Below are 14,461 nucleotides of genomic sequence, written 5' to 3'. Positions count from 1 at the left end.
GTACGTTAATCTTTACGCATTAGCAAATCCCGTTGTTTGTCCAATGTCGCTCTCAGACGTAATATTGCTTTGGAATGCAACTGTGAAATTCGCGATGGAGATAGCGACATGACCTCAGCGATTTCACTGAGTGACAAATCCTCGTAATACAATAAAGAAACAACGATACGTTCTTTTTCAGTCAATTTATCAATGCCTTGTGCAAGGGCATCACGAAGTGTAAATTCATTGACCTTATGATCCGGATTTTTCGCCTTCTCGTCCACCAAAAGGGAAAGCCGTGTTTCCGATTCCTCTTCGCGGATCGGGTCCTCCAGTGAGACAATCGACATAACGGCGACCTCCTGGATCATATTTTGAAACTCTTTCTCAGAAACGTCCAAATAATGACTCATCTCTTCGTCGCTTACCGTGCGTAGATATCTTTGTTCCAAATGCTGGTAGGCATCCTCGATTTTTTTCGCTTTTTCCCTAACTGAACGAGGAACCCAATCCCCTTGACGAAGACCATCCAAAATCGCTCCACGAACACGCCAAGAAGCATAGGTCTCAAACTGCAAGCCACGCTCATAGTCAAATTTCTCTAAAGCGTCAATCAAACCCATAACGCCATTACTCGCCAGGTCATCCTTGGATACATTTTTAGGCAATCCTACTGCAAGACGGCCTGACACATATTCCACAATATGGAGATACTTTTCAATTAACTGTTTTTTTGCTTCCTTGTCACCGTGTTCTTTCCATTGTTCCCATAGTTCGGAATGGTTTAAATGAGCGGCTTTTCGCTCGTTCATCGGCTTCACCCTCCTTATTTGTCTGTCAGGTGACGAACGGCCTTGGCCAATTCTTCAGGGTCCTTGTTGGAAACCAGCTTAGGTGGGTTTAAAGGTGCGAAACCATTATTCCCCTCGTCCGTCTGCTCTGGTTTCGGTTTCAGCAATTCATTCAGGTCTTCATTTTCGTCTGGTGTCGTCAGGTCCAGGTTACCCCCTACGCCATCTACCTGAGAGCTTGCCCGGCTTTGGGCATTCCCCAGATCTGGCCGCGCCACAACACCTAGTGTCCAGCGCAGCACAAATGCAAGTAGGAACCAAAAAACGAAGGCGATCAAGCCACGAATTAAGCTCGTGGTCAGCAGATTGCTGCCAACGGACAACACAAAAGTCAGAATAAATCCGACTACTCCAGACCAAAGATTAATGCGTAAGCTGCCAAATAACATGTTTATAATTCCTTTACACCTTTTTGTACGCTTCGAATATTCAAAACGCCAGTTTCAGAGTCCAACTCAATCGTTCGTCCATAATTGCCACCTGTGTCCTCCGCAATCAAAGGAATGCCGAGATCTACGAGCATTTCCTTGCATGATTCTACATTACGTGGACCAATCCGCATGGTGTCTCCACTACCAGCAAAGGCGAACATCTGCGCTCCCCCTGCCATTTTGGCAATCAGTCTGCGTCGTTCAGCACCCAATTTCAGCATCCGCTCAAATAACTCGGGCAGCGCCGTATCGGCGTATTTAGCAATATTCAGTTGCCCTTCACGTGCAATATCCGAGGATGGTAGCATCACATGTGCCATACCTGCCAATTTCAAATGAGGATCGTAGAGAGTCAATCCGACGCAGGAGCCAAGTCCTGTCGTGCGAATCGAGTTCGGGTTACTGGTAACATTTAAGTCAGCCATACCGACTTTAATGATGCTTTTATCCTCAATCATCGTTCATCGGGACTCCTAACGACCTAAAGATTTTCCCGAACGATTCTGGATCAGGAATCAGGAAAAATTGACCCTCTATCTGATTCTGCCCTTCCAGAAACGATGTGTCAATCAATAATGCAGCATCCCCCATCTGCCCAAACTGCAGCAGTCCATAGCTGAGAATTGCTCCTGCCATGTCCAACGCCAGCGCAGGGACTGTTGGATACATAGATAAACGCGTAAAGTCTGCCAGCGAAGACAGGTATGAGCCCGCTAAAATGTTTCCGATCTCCGACAGGGCTGAGTGCTCCATTTCGTTAAAACTGTCCTCGTCATCTGAAGGAATATTCGCCAAACGGGAAAGTAAGCTTTTTGCCGCCTGAGGCTGCAATATGAAGAATAGATTCCCGGGGGCTTCCCCTTCTACCCTAAAAAATATTGCAACAACAAGTTGCTCATAGCCGCCGACTTTCTCGGCAATTTCCTCAAAGGGCAGCATTTGTACTTTGGGGACACCCATATCGACCGGTTTATTGAGAAGCCGGGAGAGCGCTGTAGCAGCGTTCCCCGAGCCAATGTTGCCGACTTCTTTCAACACATCCAACTTGAAGTCTTCAAGATTTCCGAGATTTTCCATATGTTAATCCTCTAAGCCTTCCAGTTGGTTCATCTCGCTACGATTCAGGACTTCGGACAAGTTCAGCATAATCAACAAGCGCTCTTCACCAATTTTAGCAACTCCGCGAAGGTATTTAGCCTTAACTCCGCCAATCACTTCCGGTGGTGTCTCGATATTGTCAGTATTCAGGTCAATAACGTCATTCGCTGAGTCAACGATAAAGCCGACTTGCATTTCACCCACTGCAACGATAATGATGCGAGTTTGATCGGTATATTCAGCTTCAGGCAATCCAAATCGGCCACGAAGATCAATAACCGGAATGACTACGCCTCTCATGTTGAATACGCCTTTAACAAAATCGTAGGTTCTTGGAACCCGTGTAATCGGCACCATGCGTTCAATAGATTGGACTTTTTCTACTTCAACACCGTATTCCTCTTCACCAAGCTTAAATACGATAACTTTAATTTCTTCTCCCATGTCTAAAAACCCTCCTTATTGATGTCAGCAACTTCACATTTCTTTCATTTCTGATGAAGACATTATTTAATGAAAACATTCGGGTCAATGATCAAAGCAACCTGACCGTCACCCAGAATCGTGGCGCCTGAAATTCCTTGGATGTTTGGAAGGTATTTGCCCAGATTTTTAAGGACAATTTCACTTTGCCCCAAAAAGTCCTGTACGGAAAGAGCTGCCAGACGGTCTCCCTTGCGGATGACCACGACCTCTGTCTCTTCTTCTTCATCTTCATTGAAGTCCGGTACCTCAAACAGCTGACTCAAGGAGATGAGCGGGATATGAGAATCGCGGAAAGCAATCATTTTATTGCCATGTACAGAACGAATTTGTGTCCGTTTGACGATCGCAGTTTCCACAATGGAGGACAATGGAATCGCATATTTTTCAGAACCGATCTGTATCATCATGGCTGCAATAATGGATAGGGTCAGCGGCAATTGCACAGAGAAATTAGTGCCTTGGCCCAGTGTAGAGTGAACCGTAACATTGCCACCCAAAGCGGTGATTTTGGATTTAACAACGTCCAAACCGACACCGCGTCCTGATACGTCTGAAATGACTGCAGCTGTGCTAAAGCCCGGAGCAAACAATACCTGATAGGCTTCCTCGTCGGTCATGACCGCTGCCTGCTCTGCCGTCAAAATCCCTTTAGAAATAGCACTGTTTAGTACCTTATCGCGATTAATACCATTTCCGTCATCTTCAATCTCGATGAATACGTTATTTCCGCTATGGAAAGCACGCAAGTTAACCGTTCCTGTCTCAGGTTTACCAGCTGCTATCCGATCGGCTACCGACTCAATGCCATGATCCACGGAGTTACGAAGCAAATGCACCAGAGGATCGCCAATTTCGTCGATAACAGTGCGGTCCATTTCAGTCTCTGCTCCAGTAATAACCAAATCAAGTTTTTTATCCAGCGATTTGGCCAGATCGCGCACCATACGCGGAAAACGATTGAAAACAGTATCTACTGGTACCATCCGCAATTTAAGAACGACGTTTTGCAAATCGCTGCTCACACGACTCATGTGCTCTACGGTTTCTGTCAGTGCTGGATTGGAAGCTTCACTTGCCAACTGCTCTAACCGCACACGGTCAATAAGCAACTCGCTAAATAAGTTCATAAGTACATCCAGACGTTCAATATCTACACGAATCGTACGGTTATGCGTAGGCGCAGCTGCCTTAGCTGCTGGCGCCTTACCTGCAGCTGGCTTAGCCACAGAGGCCGCAGCTGGAGACTGCGGCTGGGAAGGAGCAGGTGGTTGCACGGCAACAGGAGCTTCCTGTACTGCAGCAGTCTCAGCCAGTCCAGCAGTAACTTCGCTCATTTGTTTAAGCGATTCCTGATCTAGTTGTACCACTGAGACAGTCTCAATTTCAGAGATACCCGCGATTTCCTTTTCCAGCTCCCCAACTTCTTTCTGCGTTATGTAATATAACGAGAAGCTTTGCTCGAATTTCTCCTGCTCAATATCCTGTACCGACGGATAGGCCTTGACGATTTCACCAGAGTTTTCCAGCGTATTGAACACCATAAAAGCACGTGCCGCCTTCAACTGGCTCTCTGAGCTGATTGTTACCTGTATATAGTGAACACGATGTCCTTCAGAAATAGATTGCTCCAGTACAGAATACTGGAACTGATCCAAGACAAGCCCAGCACTATCGTTTTTGTCCACTTTTTTAGATGGAGACTCCTCAGTGGCAGCATTTGCGCCAGACTTTTGGAAATCCCCGCTCACGATGGATTGTAGTGAAGATACAATAGAGGAGACATCCGCTTTTCCGTCGCCTCCCTCTGTAATGTGCTGCACCATGGACTCCAAAGCATCCAATCCTTTAAATAAGGTATCGAATATAAATTCATGCATCGCCAGCTTGTTGTTACGTACCAGATCAAGAACGTTTTCCATTTGGTGAGTGAGCGATGCTAGGTCTTCAAACCCCATCGTAGCAGCCATTCCCTTGAGGGTATGGGCAGAACGGAAAATCACCTGAACGATGCCTAGATCGGTTGGATTGCTTTCCAGTTGAAGCATTTTTTCGTTAAGAGATTGCAGATGATCATTCGACTCATCAATAAACATGTTTAAATATTGGTTCATGTCCATTGTGAGACACCTCCTCCATGAGTTACACTCCGATTATTTCACAACTTGTACAAGCTTGGGGGCGATCTCCTGCATTGGCAGAAGGTGACGCACACATTTTAACTCTACTGCTGAGCGGGGCATTCCGTACACTACACAAGTTTCCTCATTTTCAGCAAATGTGGATTGCACCCCAGCATCATAAAGCTTTTTCATCATTTTGGCCCCGTCGCTCCCCATTCCAGTGAGCAATACTAGATGCCGCTCCAACGAGGTTAACGAGAGCAACGATTCAAACATCGTATCTACGGAAGGACGGTGACCATTGCGAGCTTCCTCCATCTTCAGTGACACAGTGTATTTACCACCGGCTCCTGGCACAATTCTTAGTTGATATCCCCCTGGGGCAATGTAGGCCGTTCCAGTCTCCAGCGTCATTCCCTGCTCAGCCTCCACAACTCGGAGTGGACTTAACGTGTTTAAGCGTTGTGCCAGCGAACGAGTGAAGTTTGGCGGCATATGCTGAACGATAACGATTGGAGCAGGAAAATCACCAGGAATGCGTTCCAACAGCGTCTTGAGCGCCCGCGGACCGCCCGTAGAACATCCCACCGCCACCAGTTTGCGAAAGCTGGACGTGTGCACACCTTTTTTAAGAGAAAATCCCTTAGGTGTGGCAGTAACTGTAGGTGCCGTTACTGGAGGCGTAGCAGCCGCAGGAGTAGGCGTAGCTGATGAAATCACCGTCTTACGGGGCTCCGGCTTAACCAGCCCTGCTTTATCCTTACCATGCAGCGATTTGCCAGCGGCCGCATTAGAACTGTTTAGTTGCCCTGGTGTTCGTCCCATCCCCTTGGACAAGTCTTCCTTCTTCTGAACAGTAGGTGCTTGGACTGACTTGCTTGGCTGAGCAGCTGGCTGTTCTATGCGCCCCGCTGTAACAGATGTTCCAGACTGTTGTCGTTTAGTTTCCTGCTTGGCTGTTGCCGGGGCGGACTTGCCCGCATCACGCTTCGGCTGAGCTGATACAGCAGGTGAAGGAGCAAGCGGAACAACAGGAGGCTTGTCTGTCGAAGCTTGACTGCCTGTTCGTTTCTCAGTCACAGCCTGTCCTGGAGGCTTTTCCTGTGGCGTTTTTTCCGCTTGTTCCAATGCAGCTTTGCGCTCATTAGCTTCCTTGCGTTCCAGGCGGCTCCGCACTGCTTGCATAGCAGTGTGCATCTGTTCCAGCAGCGCCTTGCTCACTTGCTCAATATCTTGCGCATGAGCAATGGAAGGCTTTCTTATAAAATCGAAAGCTCCTGCCTCCAGAGCCATGATGGTCTCCTTCATACCTTGTTCATTAATGCCTGACAGCATAATAACAGGTAGCGGATGGGCTGCCATAATCAATGGTAATGCTTCAAGACCATTCATTTCAGGCATCTCGACATCCATGGTGACCAAATCGGGCTGCAATTCCTTCACTTTCTCTACAGCCTCTTTGCCATTGGCGGCTGTACCTACGATGTTGAACGACTCATCCCTTACAATTAAATCTGTAATAATTTTGCGCATAAAGGCCGAATCATCTACAACCAGCACCTGGTAAGCACACATGTTAAACACCTCTGTTTCCTCTCATCAAAATCAATGTACAGAACGCCGCAACCATTTTTGCATAAACCCTTTAATTCCACTCAATGCACCTGATTGCGGAATCTGTGGCATTGCTGCAAAACGGTGTGCCAGATTCAATACATCTCTTGAAGCCGCACATCCCGGAAAAGCAACCATAAAAGGTACTTGCCTTTTGACTGCTTGCATGACATGAGTATCATCACTGATATGTCCAAGCAACGGGATTTCGATCTCCAAAAAGCGTTTCGCAACCAGTGCGATCTTATCGGCAACTTGACGGGCCTCATTATCGTTATCGGCACGATTGACTATAATTTTGAATACCGTATCCTTTTGTAACCCGCTGACGACTTTAATTAGCGCATACGCATCTGTTAAGGACGTCGGTTCCGGTGTGGTTACGACCAGGCATTCGTCAGCTGAAGTGATGAATTTAAGGTTTTCTTTGGATAAACCTGCACCTGTATCAAATAGAATGTAATCCATATCTGCCGCCATTTTCTCTACTTCTTCGGCAAAATAATTCAGATCGTTATCCGATAACGTAAACAATTCGCTCAAGCCCGATCCTCCAGCAATATAAGGCAAACCACCTACACCCGTTTGAATAATTTCATCAATTGATTTCTCTCGTTTTAGCAGGTGAAGAAGATTGTATTGTGAATTGGCTCCCATTAATACATCAATATTGGCCATACCTATATCAGCATCAAACACAAGTACCTTTCGACCAAAGGATTGCAGAGCCAGAGCAAAGTTCAGCGTGAAATTGGATTTGCCCACCCCGCCTTTACCACTGGTGATCGTTATAATTTTTGCTTGACGATTACGTGGGGGCAATCGATATTTATCCAAGGAAGAAGCCATTTGTCTAAGTGATTGGGCTTGGTCACTCATATGGAATCTCCGTTAACTCCTGTTGATGCTTTGGGTCCAAGCAGCATGCTTGTCACCATTTCTGTATCGGGATGAAGCAGGTCGTCAGGAACATTTTGTCCATTGGTAATATAGGCCAGCTGCATCGGAAAATGATGCAAAAGGTTAAACATCCCACCACAGCTACCTGTCTCGTCCATCTTAGTAAATACAACCTTACCAAGACCAAACTTGCTGAAATGTCCAGTTATATTGAGCATATCTTTACTTTTGGATGTCAGACTGAGTACCAGATACGTCTCACTTTCATTAATAGGCGAGAGCAGACTTTGCAGTTCCGAAACAAGTAATTCATTACGATAATTTCGTCCTGCGGTATCCATGAGGATCAGGTCACAATGTTCCAGACGTTGAATGGCTCTGTGGACGTCACCAGGAGATTGCACAACTTCAAGCGGTACATTCAAAATCGTAGCATATGTACGCAGTTGCTCGACGGCTGAAATCCGGTACGTGTCAGAAGTAATAAATCCAACTTTGCGATGATGCTTAAACAACTGCTCTGCTGCTAACTTGGCAATGGTTGTCGTTTTCCCTACTCCGGTAGGACCTGCCACATACACAATTTTGGTATCTTTAGAGATCCCTTTGTCCAGTCTTGTCTGAATAAAACTGGCCACTTCCTCACGAAAGGCTTGTTCCCAATCAAAAGTTTCAGGCGCAAAAGGGTGCTCACTCCGACGCACATATACCTGTTCGAGCCAATACTCCAGTAAATCACGTTCCACTTCCTGCTCCAGTACACGCTCACAAATCTCTTGCAACGGCTCCGGCCAAGTACTTTCCAATGAAGAATTTCGGGAAAACCGAGTCATCATGGCTTTCATTTCCCGCAATTCATTAAGCAGAGCCTGATTTTCTTCTACTCCGCTCTTATCTGGAGCACTTACTTCAATGGGCTGTTTAAACAGTTCACTGGATGATTTCATGTTCGAAAGCAATGCTTCATGATCAAGTGCTTGAGATATAGTCTCCAGATTATTTGCAGACCTAGATGACAAATGCTCAGTTGCTGAAGCAGCTTGTTCTTCATTAATCGTTAATTCAGCTTGTTCTTCTTTGGAACCACCCGTCATCTGCGTTACCCGTCGATAAGCTTCTGGAGCAGCTTGTCTGGGAACCACAGGCATAAATGATTTTTCTGGCTGTTCAGGAGCGTTCATTAGAGGTGAAGCCGCCTGGGCAAGTTCTTGTGAAGAGGGTCCAAACCGTCGTGGCTTTTGAGGTTGCTTCTCCTCTACCGCAGCAACCACTTCGATTTTCTTTTTACTGAACATTCCCATGAAACCGCCGACCTTCATTTCTTTTGTACTTAAAATGACGGCGTCTGTTCCTAAGTCACCCCTGATTTGCAGCATAGCTTCTGGCATGGTATCCACTACATATCGTTTCACTCTCATAAGTTCACCACCCCGACACTTTGAATTTCAACGTTCGGCTCCAGCTCACTGTACGACAGCACCGGGACATCCTGCATCGTCCGCTCCATCACTTGCCGCAAATACATACGAATTGTCGGTGACGTTAACACAATAGGCTGCTGTCCAGATTGAATAAGGCGGTTGATTTGCTCCATCATTCTTTGATACACCGTTTGCGTAGACACCGGATCAAGAGCCAAATAGCTACCTTGCTCCGACTGTTGCACGCTTTCAGCAATTTTCTTCTCCAATCCTGGTCCCACTGTAATAACGCGTAACGTCTCCCCTTGTTGGGCAAATTGCTGCGTAATCTGGCGGGACAACGCCTGACGGACATATTCAGTCAGCACGTCGGGATCTTTTGTATAAGTGCCGTAGTCAGCTAATGTTTCGAAAATAGTCACCATATCGCGAATGGAGATTTTTTCTTTCAACAGCTTGGCCAGCACTTTTTGTACATCCCCAATCGCAAGCACAGAAGGAATAAGGTCGTCCACCAGCACTGGATAATTCTCTTTGAGATTGTCGACCAGCGACCGTGTTTCCTGTCTGCCAAGCAACTCATGAGCATGTTTCTTGATCGTCTCCGTAAGATGAGTAGCTACAACTGAAGGTGGATCAACTACGGTATAACCCGATAGTTCCGCAACATCCTTGGTGTTCTCATCAATCCAGAGCGCAGGTAATCCGAAGGCTGGTTCCGTCGTTTCGATTCCTGTAATAGAATCATCGTCGTATCCTGGACTCATAGCCAGGTAATGATTTAACAGAAGCTCTCCGCCGCCCACGGTATTACCTTTAATTTTAATTACATACTCGTTAGGCTTGAGCTGAATGTTGTCCCGAATACGAATGACCGGCACAACCAAACCCAGCTCCAAAGCACATTGACGACGGATCATAATAATCCGATCCAATAAATCCCCGCCCTGCTGTGTATCCGCCAGCGGAATTAACCCGTATCCAAATTCAAATTCAATTGGATCTACTTGAAGCAGATTAATGACACTTTCCGGACTACGGACTTCTTCAATTTGTTGCTCCTCTTCCAGCTGTTCATCGGCTATCTGCTTGCGCTCCATATTGCCCTGCATTCTTCGAGCCGCGAAAAACAGCAGTATCGCCAGTGGAAGAGTTGTAATGATATGAATAGGTGTGAAAAGTCCCAATAATGCAATTGTGGCTGCCACAATGTAGATCAGTTTTGGATAAGAAAAGAGCTGTCCAGTTAAATCCTCCGCCAAGTTGCCATCCGACGTAGCCCGCGTAACAATCAAGCCTGACGCCGTGGATATGAGCAGTGCGGGAATCTGGCTGACCAGTCCGTCACCGATGGTGAGGACAGAATAAGTCGACAGCGCCTCTTGAAATCCTTTTCCCTGAACGGCCATACCGATAATAAAGCCACCGACCAAGTTAATGATCAAAATGATAATACTAGCAATGGCATCACCTTTAACGAATTTACTCGCACCATCCATCGCTCCGTAAAAATCTGCTTCCCGTTCGATTTTACTGCGTCGTTCACGGGCTTGCTGCTCATTGATCAAACCTGCATTCAGATCAGCATCAATACTCATTTGTTTACCCGGCATCGCATCCAACGTAAAGCGTGCGCCTACCTCAGCAACCCGCTCAGATCCCTTGGTGATAACAATGAACTGTACGACCACGAGAATGAGAAAGACAACAAAACCGACGGCAATTTGCCCTCCTGCAATCCAACTACCAAACGTAGCAACTACTTCCCCTGCATGGCCCTCTCCTAAAATAAGTTTGGTTGTAGAAATATTAAGTGCCAATCGAAACAACGTTGTAATGAGCAACAATGAAGGGAAAATAGAGAACTGTAATGCTTCCTTCGTGTTCATAGAAACGAGTAGAATCATCAAAGCAATAGAAATATTAATGACGAGTAGGATATCCAGCAGCCATGATGGGATCGGGAGAATCATCATAAGAACGATACCGATGACGCCTGCAAGGACAGTTATTTCTTTTATTTTCACGGGTCTCTAGCCCTCCGATCCCTTTATTTCACTTTACCTTTTAATTTATATACATACGCCAGCACTTCGGCAACGGCCTGGAACAGATCAGCTGGTATCGCATCCCCGATTTCGGCTCGTTGAAACAGCGCCCGCGCCAGCGGCTTGTTTTCCATCGTTATTACGCCGTTTTGCTTGGCAATTTCTTTAATTCGGAGTGCAACGTAATCTTGCCCTTTCGCAATAATCTGCGGCGCTTCCATCTCCGAACCGTCATATTTCAATGCCACAGCAAAGTGCGTAGGGTTGGTGATGATGACATCTGCATTAGGAACCTCCTGCATCATACGCTGCATAGCCATACGGCGCTGACGCTCGCGAATTTTCCCCTTGATCAGCGGGTCACCCTCCATTTTCTTGTATTCATCCTTGATGTCCTGTTTGGACATTTTCAGGTTTTTCTCATGTTCGTAACGTTGATACATATAATCCAACACCGCTAAAACGAACAGCACCACACCAATTTTGAGCCCCAGTTCCATTGTTAATGAAGCTGTAAAGCTCAACATCTGATCGCCGGACATTTCAGCTAGTTTGGGTAGGTCAGCCTTTGTTTTCCAGAGTACGCTGTACACCAGATAACCAATTACGGTCATCTTTAAAACAGATTTCAGGAATTCAACCAATGACCTCATGGAAAAAATATTTTTGAATCCTTTAATCGGATCAATCTTGCTAAACTTGGGCGTAATGCCCTCTCCGGTTAATAAAAAACCGATCTGCATGTAATTTGCTACTATCCCGATGACAATAGCCCCAATAAAAATAGGTGCCAGCATAATCAAGATTTGCACGCCGTACTCACCCATCATCAGCAGCGTTGTGTTCGGCGTTACCTCCATAGAGAGCCGATTCACAAAAATATCTCGAAATAGTCGAACTGCATGATCCTTAAAATACCCGCCGAAAATCATGAGGCAAAAAAACGTAACCAGCAGGACACCAGCGGCGGGCAACTCCATGCTTTTGGCAACCTGCCCTTTTTGTCTTGCATCCTGTTTCTTTTTGGGTGTAGCTTTTTCCGTTTTTTCCCCTGAGAACAACTGCAGGTTCATAGCATATTTAAATGACAAACTACGTTCCTCCAGACCAGACATTAAGGACGATTACCCATAATATCCAACAAGTTGCGCATGGATTCGAACATCACAGAAAACAATCTTTCGAATATAAAAGCAAAACTTGGCATGAGAAGCAGTAACATGAACAGTCCCACAATAATTTTAAGAGGTACACCAATAACAAAAATGTTGAATTGTGGCGCTGTTTTAGCTAAAAAACCGAGTCCCACATCTGTTAAAAAGGTAGCCACTACAATGGGAGCAGCAATTTGAAAAGCAAGCATAAATGATTCCGCAAAAGAACGTACCAGGAATTCAGTTACACTGCCACCATACAGCTTTACAAAAAAATCATTTGTCAACGGTACCCAATCATAGCTGTATAAGATAGCATTTAGCAGATGATGGTGCCCATTTATACTTAAAAAGAACAATACAGCTATGGCAAACTTGAAATTCCCCGTTAAAGGCGTTGAAGCCCCTGTCATGGGATCAAACACACTCGCCATTCCGAAACCCACCTGTAGGTCTATAAAAGAACCTGCGGTTTGGATCGCTGTCATGAACAGATATGCAGTAAACCCCAATAACAACCCAATCAGCACTTCACGGCCCACTAAGAGCACATACGCTACATCAGTCGGTACCTGTTGATGCGTACCATATGTAAGATACACGACCAAAGCTAGAAATCCTGAAATTCCGACCTTAAAGATATTAGGTACCCCTCGGGTTGAAAAAATAGGCGCTACTACAAAAAATGAGGTAATCCGACAAAAAATCAGCAAAAAAACAGGAAAACTCTGTAACAATATGTTCATAACATTCAGCCTAACCTATATATTTGTACAAATTGTCCAGAATGTTATACGTAAAGTCCACTAATGTGGTCAATATCCAGGGCCCGAACAAAAGCAATGCCAGCAATACGGCGACAATCTTCGGAACAAAGGCCAGTGTTTGCTCCTGAATTTGGGTTGTCGCCTGAAAAATGCTGATAATCAAACCCACGACTAGCCCCAAAATCAGCATCGGAGCGCTCACCTTGAGTACAATGTACACCGCTTGCCCAGCCAGGGAAATAATAAACTCCGAAGTCATTGCCGTCCTCCTTGATTGCTGTCCTTGCATGAAGTATTCATGTGTTAAAACTCAGAAGCAATGATTTGACAACCAAATACCAACCATCTACAAGTACGAAAAGCAGTATCTTAAAAGGAAGTGAAATCATTACTGGTGGTAGCATCATCATCCCCATAGCCATGAGTGTACTCGACACCACAATGTCTATAACTAAAAACGGTATGAAAATCATAAAGCCCATCTGAAATGCCGTCTTCAACTCACTGATTGCATAAGCCGGAACCATCACCGTTAGTGGAATATCCTGATAATTCTTTGGTTTTTCCATCTTGGTGTATTTCATAAAGAGCAGTAGATCCTTCTCACGTGTATGAGAGAACATAAAGGTCTTGATCGGTACCGATGCCTTATCCAGCGCCTGAGACTGTGTTATATCCCCCTTGAGATACGGCTGAAGTGCAGTTTCATTCATAGCTGAGAACGTCGGTGCCATAATGAATAAAGTGAGAAACAAAGCCAGCCCGACAAGCACCTGATTAGGCGGCATCTGCTGGGTTCCCAGCGAAGTTCGCACAAAGCCAAGCACAATCACAATTCGCGTAAAACTTGTCATAAGTACAAGCAACGCCGGCGCTACACTAATGACAGTAATAAGTAAAATAATAGACAGCGAGGTGGCACCGGGCTGTCCTTTGTCCGAATTGCCGACTTGAATATCAATGTTCGGAATCGGTTCCGCAGAGGCCGCCGTCACCGAAATGAAGCTGAACAAGACAAGCAGCAAACATGCAAGTATAATCTTTTTTCTCATGAATCTCCCGACCGATCTGTAGTATTCTCCTCATTGCGCAGCTTTTCAAGTTTATCCTTGCGATTCGGCATTTGCCGAAGCTTGGATTCAAACATCTCGTGAAAAGATGTCTCCTCTTCAGGCTGCTGCTGTGCCGCGTTGTTCCGGCGAAGCTTATCCGCAATTTTAGCGAATAGCGGGGCAATCGGGCCGCGCTGCAGAGAAGCTTCTTGCTCCAGTGCGGCCAAAATTTGCTCCACTTCTTCAGGATCGGATACTTTGTCAACAAGCCGGATATCTTCTCCCACACCAATGAGGTACACACTGCTACCAACTTCAACAAGCTGAAGGGATTTATTGGGACCAAGTCCCACGCCTCCCAGTATGCGAACGGAGCGGTTGCTGAACCAGCTCTGATTTCTTTTACTCAAAAACCGTATCAAGTACACGATCAGTACGATGATAAAGATTAGCACGAAAAGGACCCAGGCAATGTTGCCTATATTGCTGGATGTACTCAATGCGTCAGAGGCACCCTGTTGTGTATCCATACTGGGT

General features: G+C 45.8%; 15 protein-coding genes. All 15 read right to left on the bottom strand.

Annotated elements, in window-relative coordinates:
- Nucleotides 1-5: 5 nt before the first annotated feature.
- Nucleotides 6-794, bottom strand: a complete 789-nt coding sequence (locus ACM1ND_RS10335) for a FliA/WhiG family RNA polymerase sigma factor (RefSeq protein ID WP_013309911.1) — start codon at nucleotides 792-794, stop codon at nucleotides 6-8.
- Nucleotides 795-808: 14 nt separating this feature from the next.
- Nucleotides 809-1,222, bottom strand: coding sequence for a hypothetical protein (locus ACM1ND_RS10330; protein WP_013309910.1), 414 nt, complete (start codon nucleotides 1,220-1,222; stop codon nucleotides 809-811).
- Nucleotides 1,223-1,224: 2 nt separating this feature from the next.
- Nucleotides 1,225-1,722, bottom strand: a complete 498-nt coding sequence (locus ACM1ND_RS10325; RefSeq protein ID WP_010346358.1) for a chemotaxis protein CheD — start codon at nucleotides 1,720-1,722, stop codon at nucleotides 1,225-1,227.
- Nucleotides 1,715-2,341 (bottom strand): chemotaxis protein CheC, encoded by a 627-nt coding sequence (locus tag ACM1ND_RS10320; RefSeq protein ID WP_023988204.1) that lies wholly within the window; start codon nucleotides 2,339-2,341, stop codon nucleotides 1,715-1,717. The genes ACM1ND_RS10325 and ACM1ND_RS10320 overlap by 8 nt, the downstream gene beginning before the upstream one ends.
- A gap of 3 nt (nucleotides 2,342-2,344) precedes the next feature.
- Nucleotides 2,345-2,806 carry a chemotaxis protein CheW gene (locus ACM1ND_RS10315; RefSeq protein WP_007430046.1) on the bottom strand — a complete coding sequence of 154 codons (462 nt, stop codon included), beginning with the start codon at nucleotides 2,804-2,806 and terminating at the stop codon, nucleotides 2,345-2,347.
- A gap of 62 nt (nucleotides 2,807-2,868) precedes the next feature.
- Nucleotides 2,869-4,965 carry a chemotaxis protein CheA gene (locus tag ACM1ND_RS10310; RefSeq protein ID WP_023988203.1) on the bottom strand — a complete coding sequence of 699 codons (2,097 nt, stop codon included), beginning with the start codon at nucleotides 4,963-4,965 and terminating at the stop codon, nucleotides 2,869-2,871.
- Between the two features lie 33 nt (nucleotides 4,966-4,998).
- Nucleotides 4,999-6,543 carry a chemotaxis protein CheB gene (locus ACM1ND_RS10305; protein WP_264454843.1) on the bottom strand — a complete coding sequence of 515 codons (1,545 nt, stop codon included), beginning with the start codon at nucleotides 6,541-6,543 and terminating at the stop codon, nucleotides 4,999-5,001.
- 30 nt (nucleotides 6,544-6,573) lie between these two features.
- The gene (locus tag ACM1ND_RS10300) at nucleotides 6,574-7,461 is read right to left on the bottom strand and encodes a MinD/ParA family protein (RefSeq protein WP_023988201.1); all 888 of its coding nucleotides are present in this window, start codon (nucleotides 7,459-7,461) and stop codon (nucleotides 6,574-6,576) included.
- Nucleotides 7,458-8,900, bottom strand: coding sequence for a flagellar biosynthesis protein FlhF (gene flhF, locus ACM1ND_RS10295; protein ID WP_028542720.1), 1,443 nt, complete (start codon nucleotides 8,898-8,900; stop codon nucleotides 7,458-7,460). The genes ACM1ND_RS10300 and flhF overlap by 4 nt, the downstream gene beginning before the upstream one ends.
- The gene (gene flhA / locus ACM1ND_RS10290) at nucleotides 8,897-10,930 is read right to left on the bottom strand and encodes a flagellar biosynthesis protein FlhA (RefSeq protein ID WP_016820963.1); all 2,034 of its coding nucleotides are present in this window, start codon (nucleotides 10,928-10,930) and stop codon (nucleotides 8,897-8,899) included. Before flhA ends, flhF begins: the two co-directional genes overlap by 4 nt.
- Nucleotides 10,931-10,953: 23 nt before the next feature.
- Nucleotides 10,954-12,066 carry a flagellar biosynthesis protein FlhB gene (flhB, locus tag ACM1ND_RS10285; RefSeq protein WP_023988199.1) on the bottom strand — a complete coding sequence of 371 codons (1,113 nt, stop codon included), beginning with the start codon at nucleotides 12,064-12,066 and terminating at the stop codon, nucleotides 10,954-10,956.
- Nucleotides 12,066-12,851: a flagellar biosynthetic protein FliR gene (gene fliR / locus ACM1ND_RS10280; RefSeq protein ID WP_023988198.1), complete on the bottom strand. Its 786-nt coding sequence runs from the start codon at nucleotides 12,849-12,851 to the stop codon at nucleotides 12,066-12,068. The genes flhB and fliR overlap by 1 nt, the downstream gene beginning before the upstream one ends.
- A 10-nt stretch (nucleotides 12,852-12,861) precedes the next feature.
- Nucleotides 12,862-13,131 (bottom strand): flagellar biosynthesis protein FliQ, encoded by a 270-nt coding sequence (gene fliQ / locus ACM1ND_RS10275; RefSeq protein WP_007430038.1) that lies wholly within the window; start codon nucleotides 13,129-13,131, stop codon nucleotides 12,862-12,864.
- 37 nt (nucleotides 13,132-13,168) lie between these two features.
- On the bottom strand, nucleotides 13,169-13,924 hold the full coding sequence (gene fliP, locus ACM1ND_RS10270) for a flagellar type III secretion system pore protein FliP (RefSeq protein ID WP_013309901.1): 756 nt from the start codon (nucleotides 13,922-13,924) through the stop codon (nucleotides 13,169-13,171).
- Complete coding sequence (locus ACM1ND_RS10265; RefSeq protein ID WP_023988197.1) at nucleotides 13,921-14,454, bottom strand: flagellar biosynthetic protein FliO; 534 nt, start codon at nucleotides 14,452-14,454, stop codon at nucleotides 13,921-13,923. The genes fliP and ACM1ND_RS10265 overlap by 4 nt, the downstream gene beginning before the upstream one ends.
- Nucleotides 14,455-14,461 lie beyond the last annotated feature (7 nt).

Origin of the sequence: Paenibacillus sp. JJ1722 (assembly GCF_048282685.1) — a bacterium.
Classification (GTDB): domain Bacteria; phylum Bacillota; class Bacilli; order Paenibacillales; family Paenibacillaceae; genus Paenibacillus; species Paenibacillus polymyxa_B.
Note: the sequence above shows the minus strand (reverse complement) of the source record. Positions and strands in the feature narration are given on the sequence as shown.

What these genes read in the sequence shown, in the direction of transcription:
- ACM1ND_RS10335 (WP_013309911.1), bottom strand. Translation starts at nt 794, where the DNA reads ATGAACGAGCGAAAAGCCGCTCATTTAAACCATTCCGAACTATGGGAA.
- ACM1ND_RS10330 (WP_013309910.1), bottom strand. Translation starts at nt 1,222, where the DNA reads ATGTTATTTGGCAGCTTACGCATTAATCTTTGGTCTGGAGTAGTCGGA.
- ACM1ND_RS10325 (WP_010346358.1), bottom strand. Translation starts at nt 1,722, where the DNA reads ATGATTGAGGATAAAAGCATCATTAAAGTCGGTATGGCTGACTTAAAT.
- ACM1ND_RS10320 (WP_023988204.1), bottom strand. Translation starts at nt 2,341, where the DNA reads ATGGAAAATCTCGGAAATCTTGAAGACTTCAAGTTGGATGTGTTGAAA.
- ACM1ND_RS10315 (WP_007430046.1), bottom strand. Translation starts at nt 2,806, where the DNA reads ATGGGAGAAGAAATTAAAGTTATCGTATTTAAGCTTGGTGAAGAGGAA.
- ACM1ND_RS10310 (WP_023988203.1), bottom strand. Translation starts at nt 4,965, where the DNA reads ATGGACATGAACCAATATTTAAACATGTTTATTGATGAGTCGAATGAT.
- ACM1ND_RS10305 (WP_264454843.1), bottom strand. Translation starts at nt 6,543, where the DNA reads ATGTGTGCTTACCAGGTGCTGGTTGTAGATGATTCGGCCTTTATGCGC.
- ACM1ND_RS10300 (WP_023988201.1), bottom strand. Translation starts at nt 7,461, where the DNA reads ATGAGTGACCAAGCCCAATCACTTAGACAAATGGCTTCTTCCTTGGAT.
- flhF (WP_028542720.1), bottom strand. Translation starts at nt 8,900, where the DNA reads ATGAGAGTGAAACGATATGTAGTGGATACCATGCCAGAAGCTATGCTG.
- flhB (WP_023988199.1), bottom strand. Translation starts at nt 12,066, where the DNA reads ATGTCTGGTCTGGAGGAACGTAGTTTGTCATTTAAATATGCTATGAAC.
- fliR (WP_023988198.1), bottom strand. Translation starts at nt 12,851, where the DNA reads ATGAACATATTGTTACAGAGTTTTCCTGTTTTTTTGCTGATTTTTTGT.
- fliQ (WP_007430038.1), bottom strand. Translation starts at nt 13,131, where the DNA reads ATGACTTCGGAGTTTATTATTTCCCTGGCTGGGCAAGCGGTGTACATT.
- fliP (WP_013309901.1), bottom strand. Translation starts at nt 13,924, where the DNA reads ATGAGAAAAAAGATTATACTTGCATGTTTGCTGCTTGTCTTGTTCAGC.
- ACM1ND_RS10265 (WP_023988197.1), bottom strand. Translation starts at nt 14,454, where the DNA reads ATGGATACACAACAGGGTGCCTCTGACGCATTGAGTACATCCAGCAAT.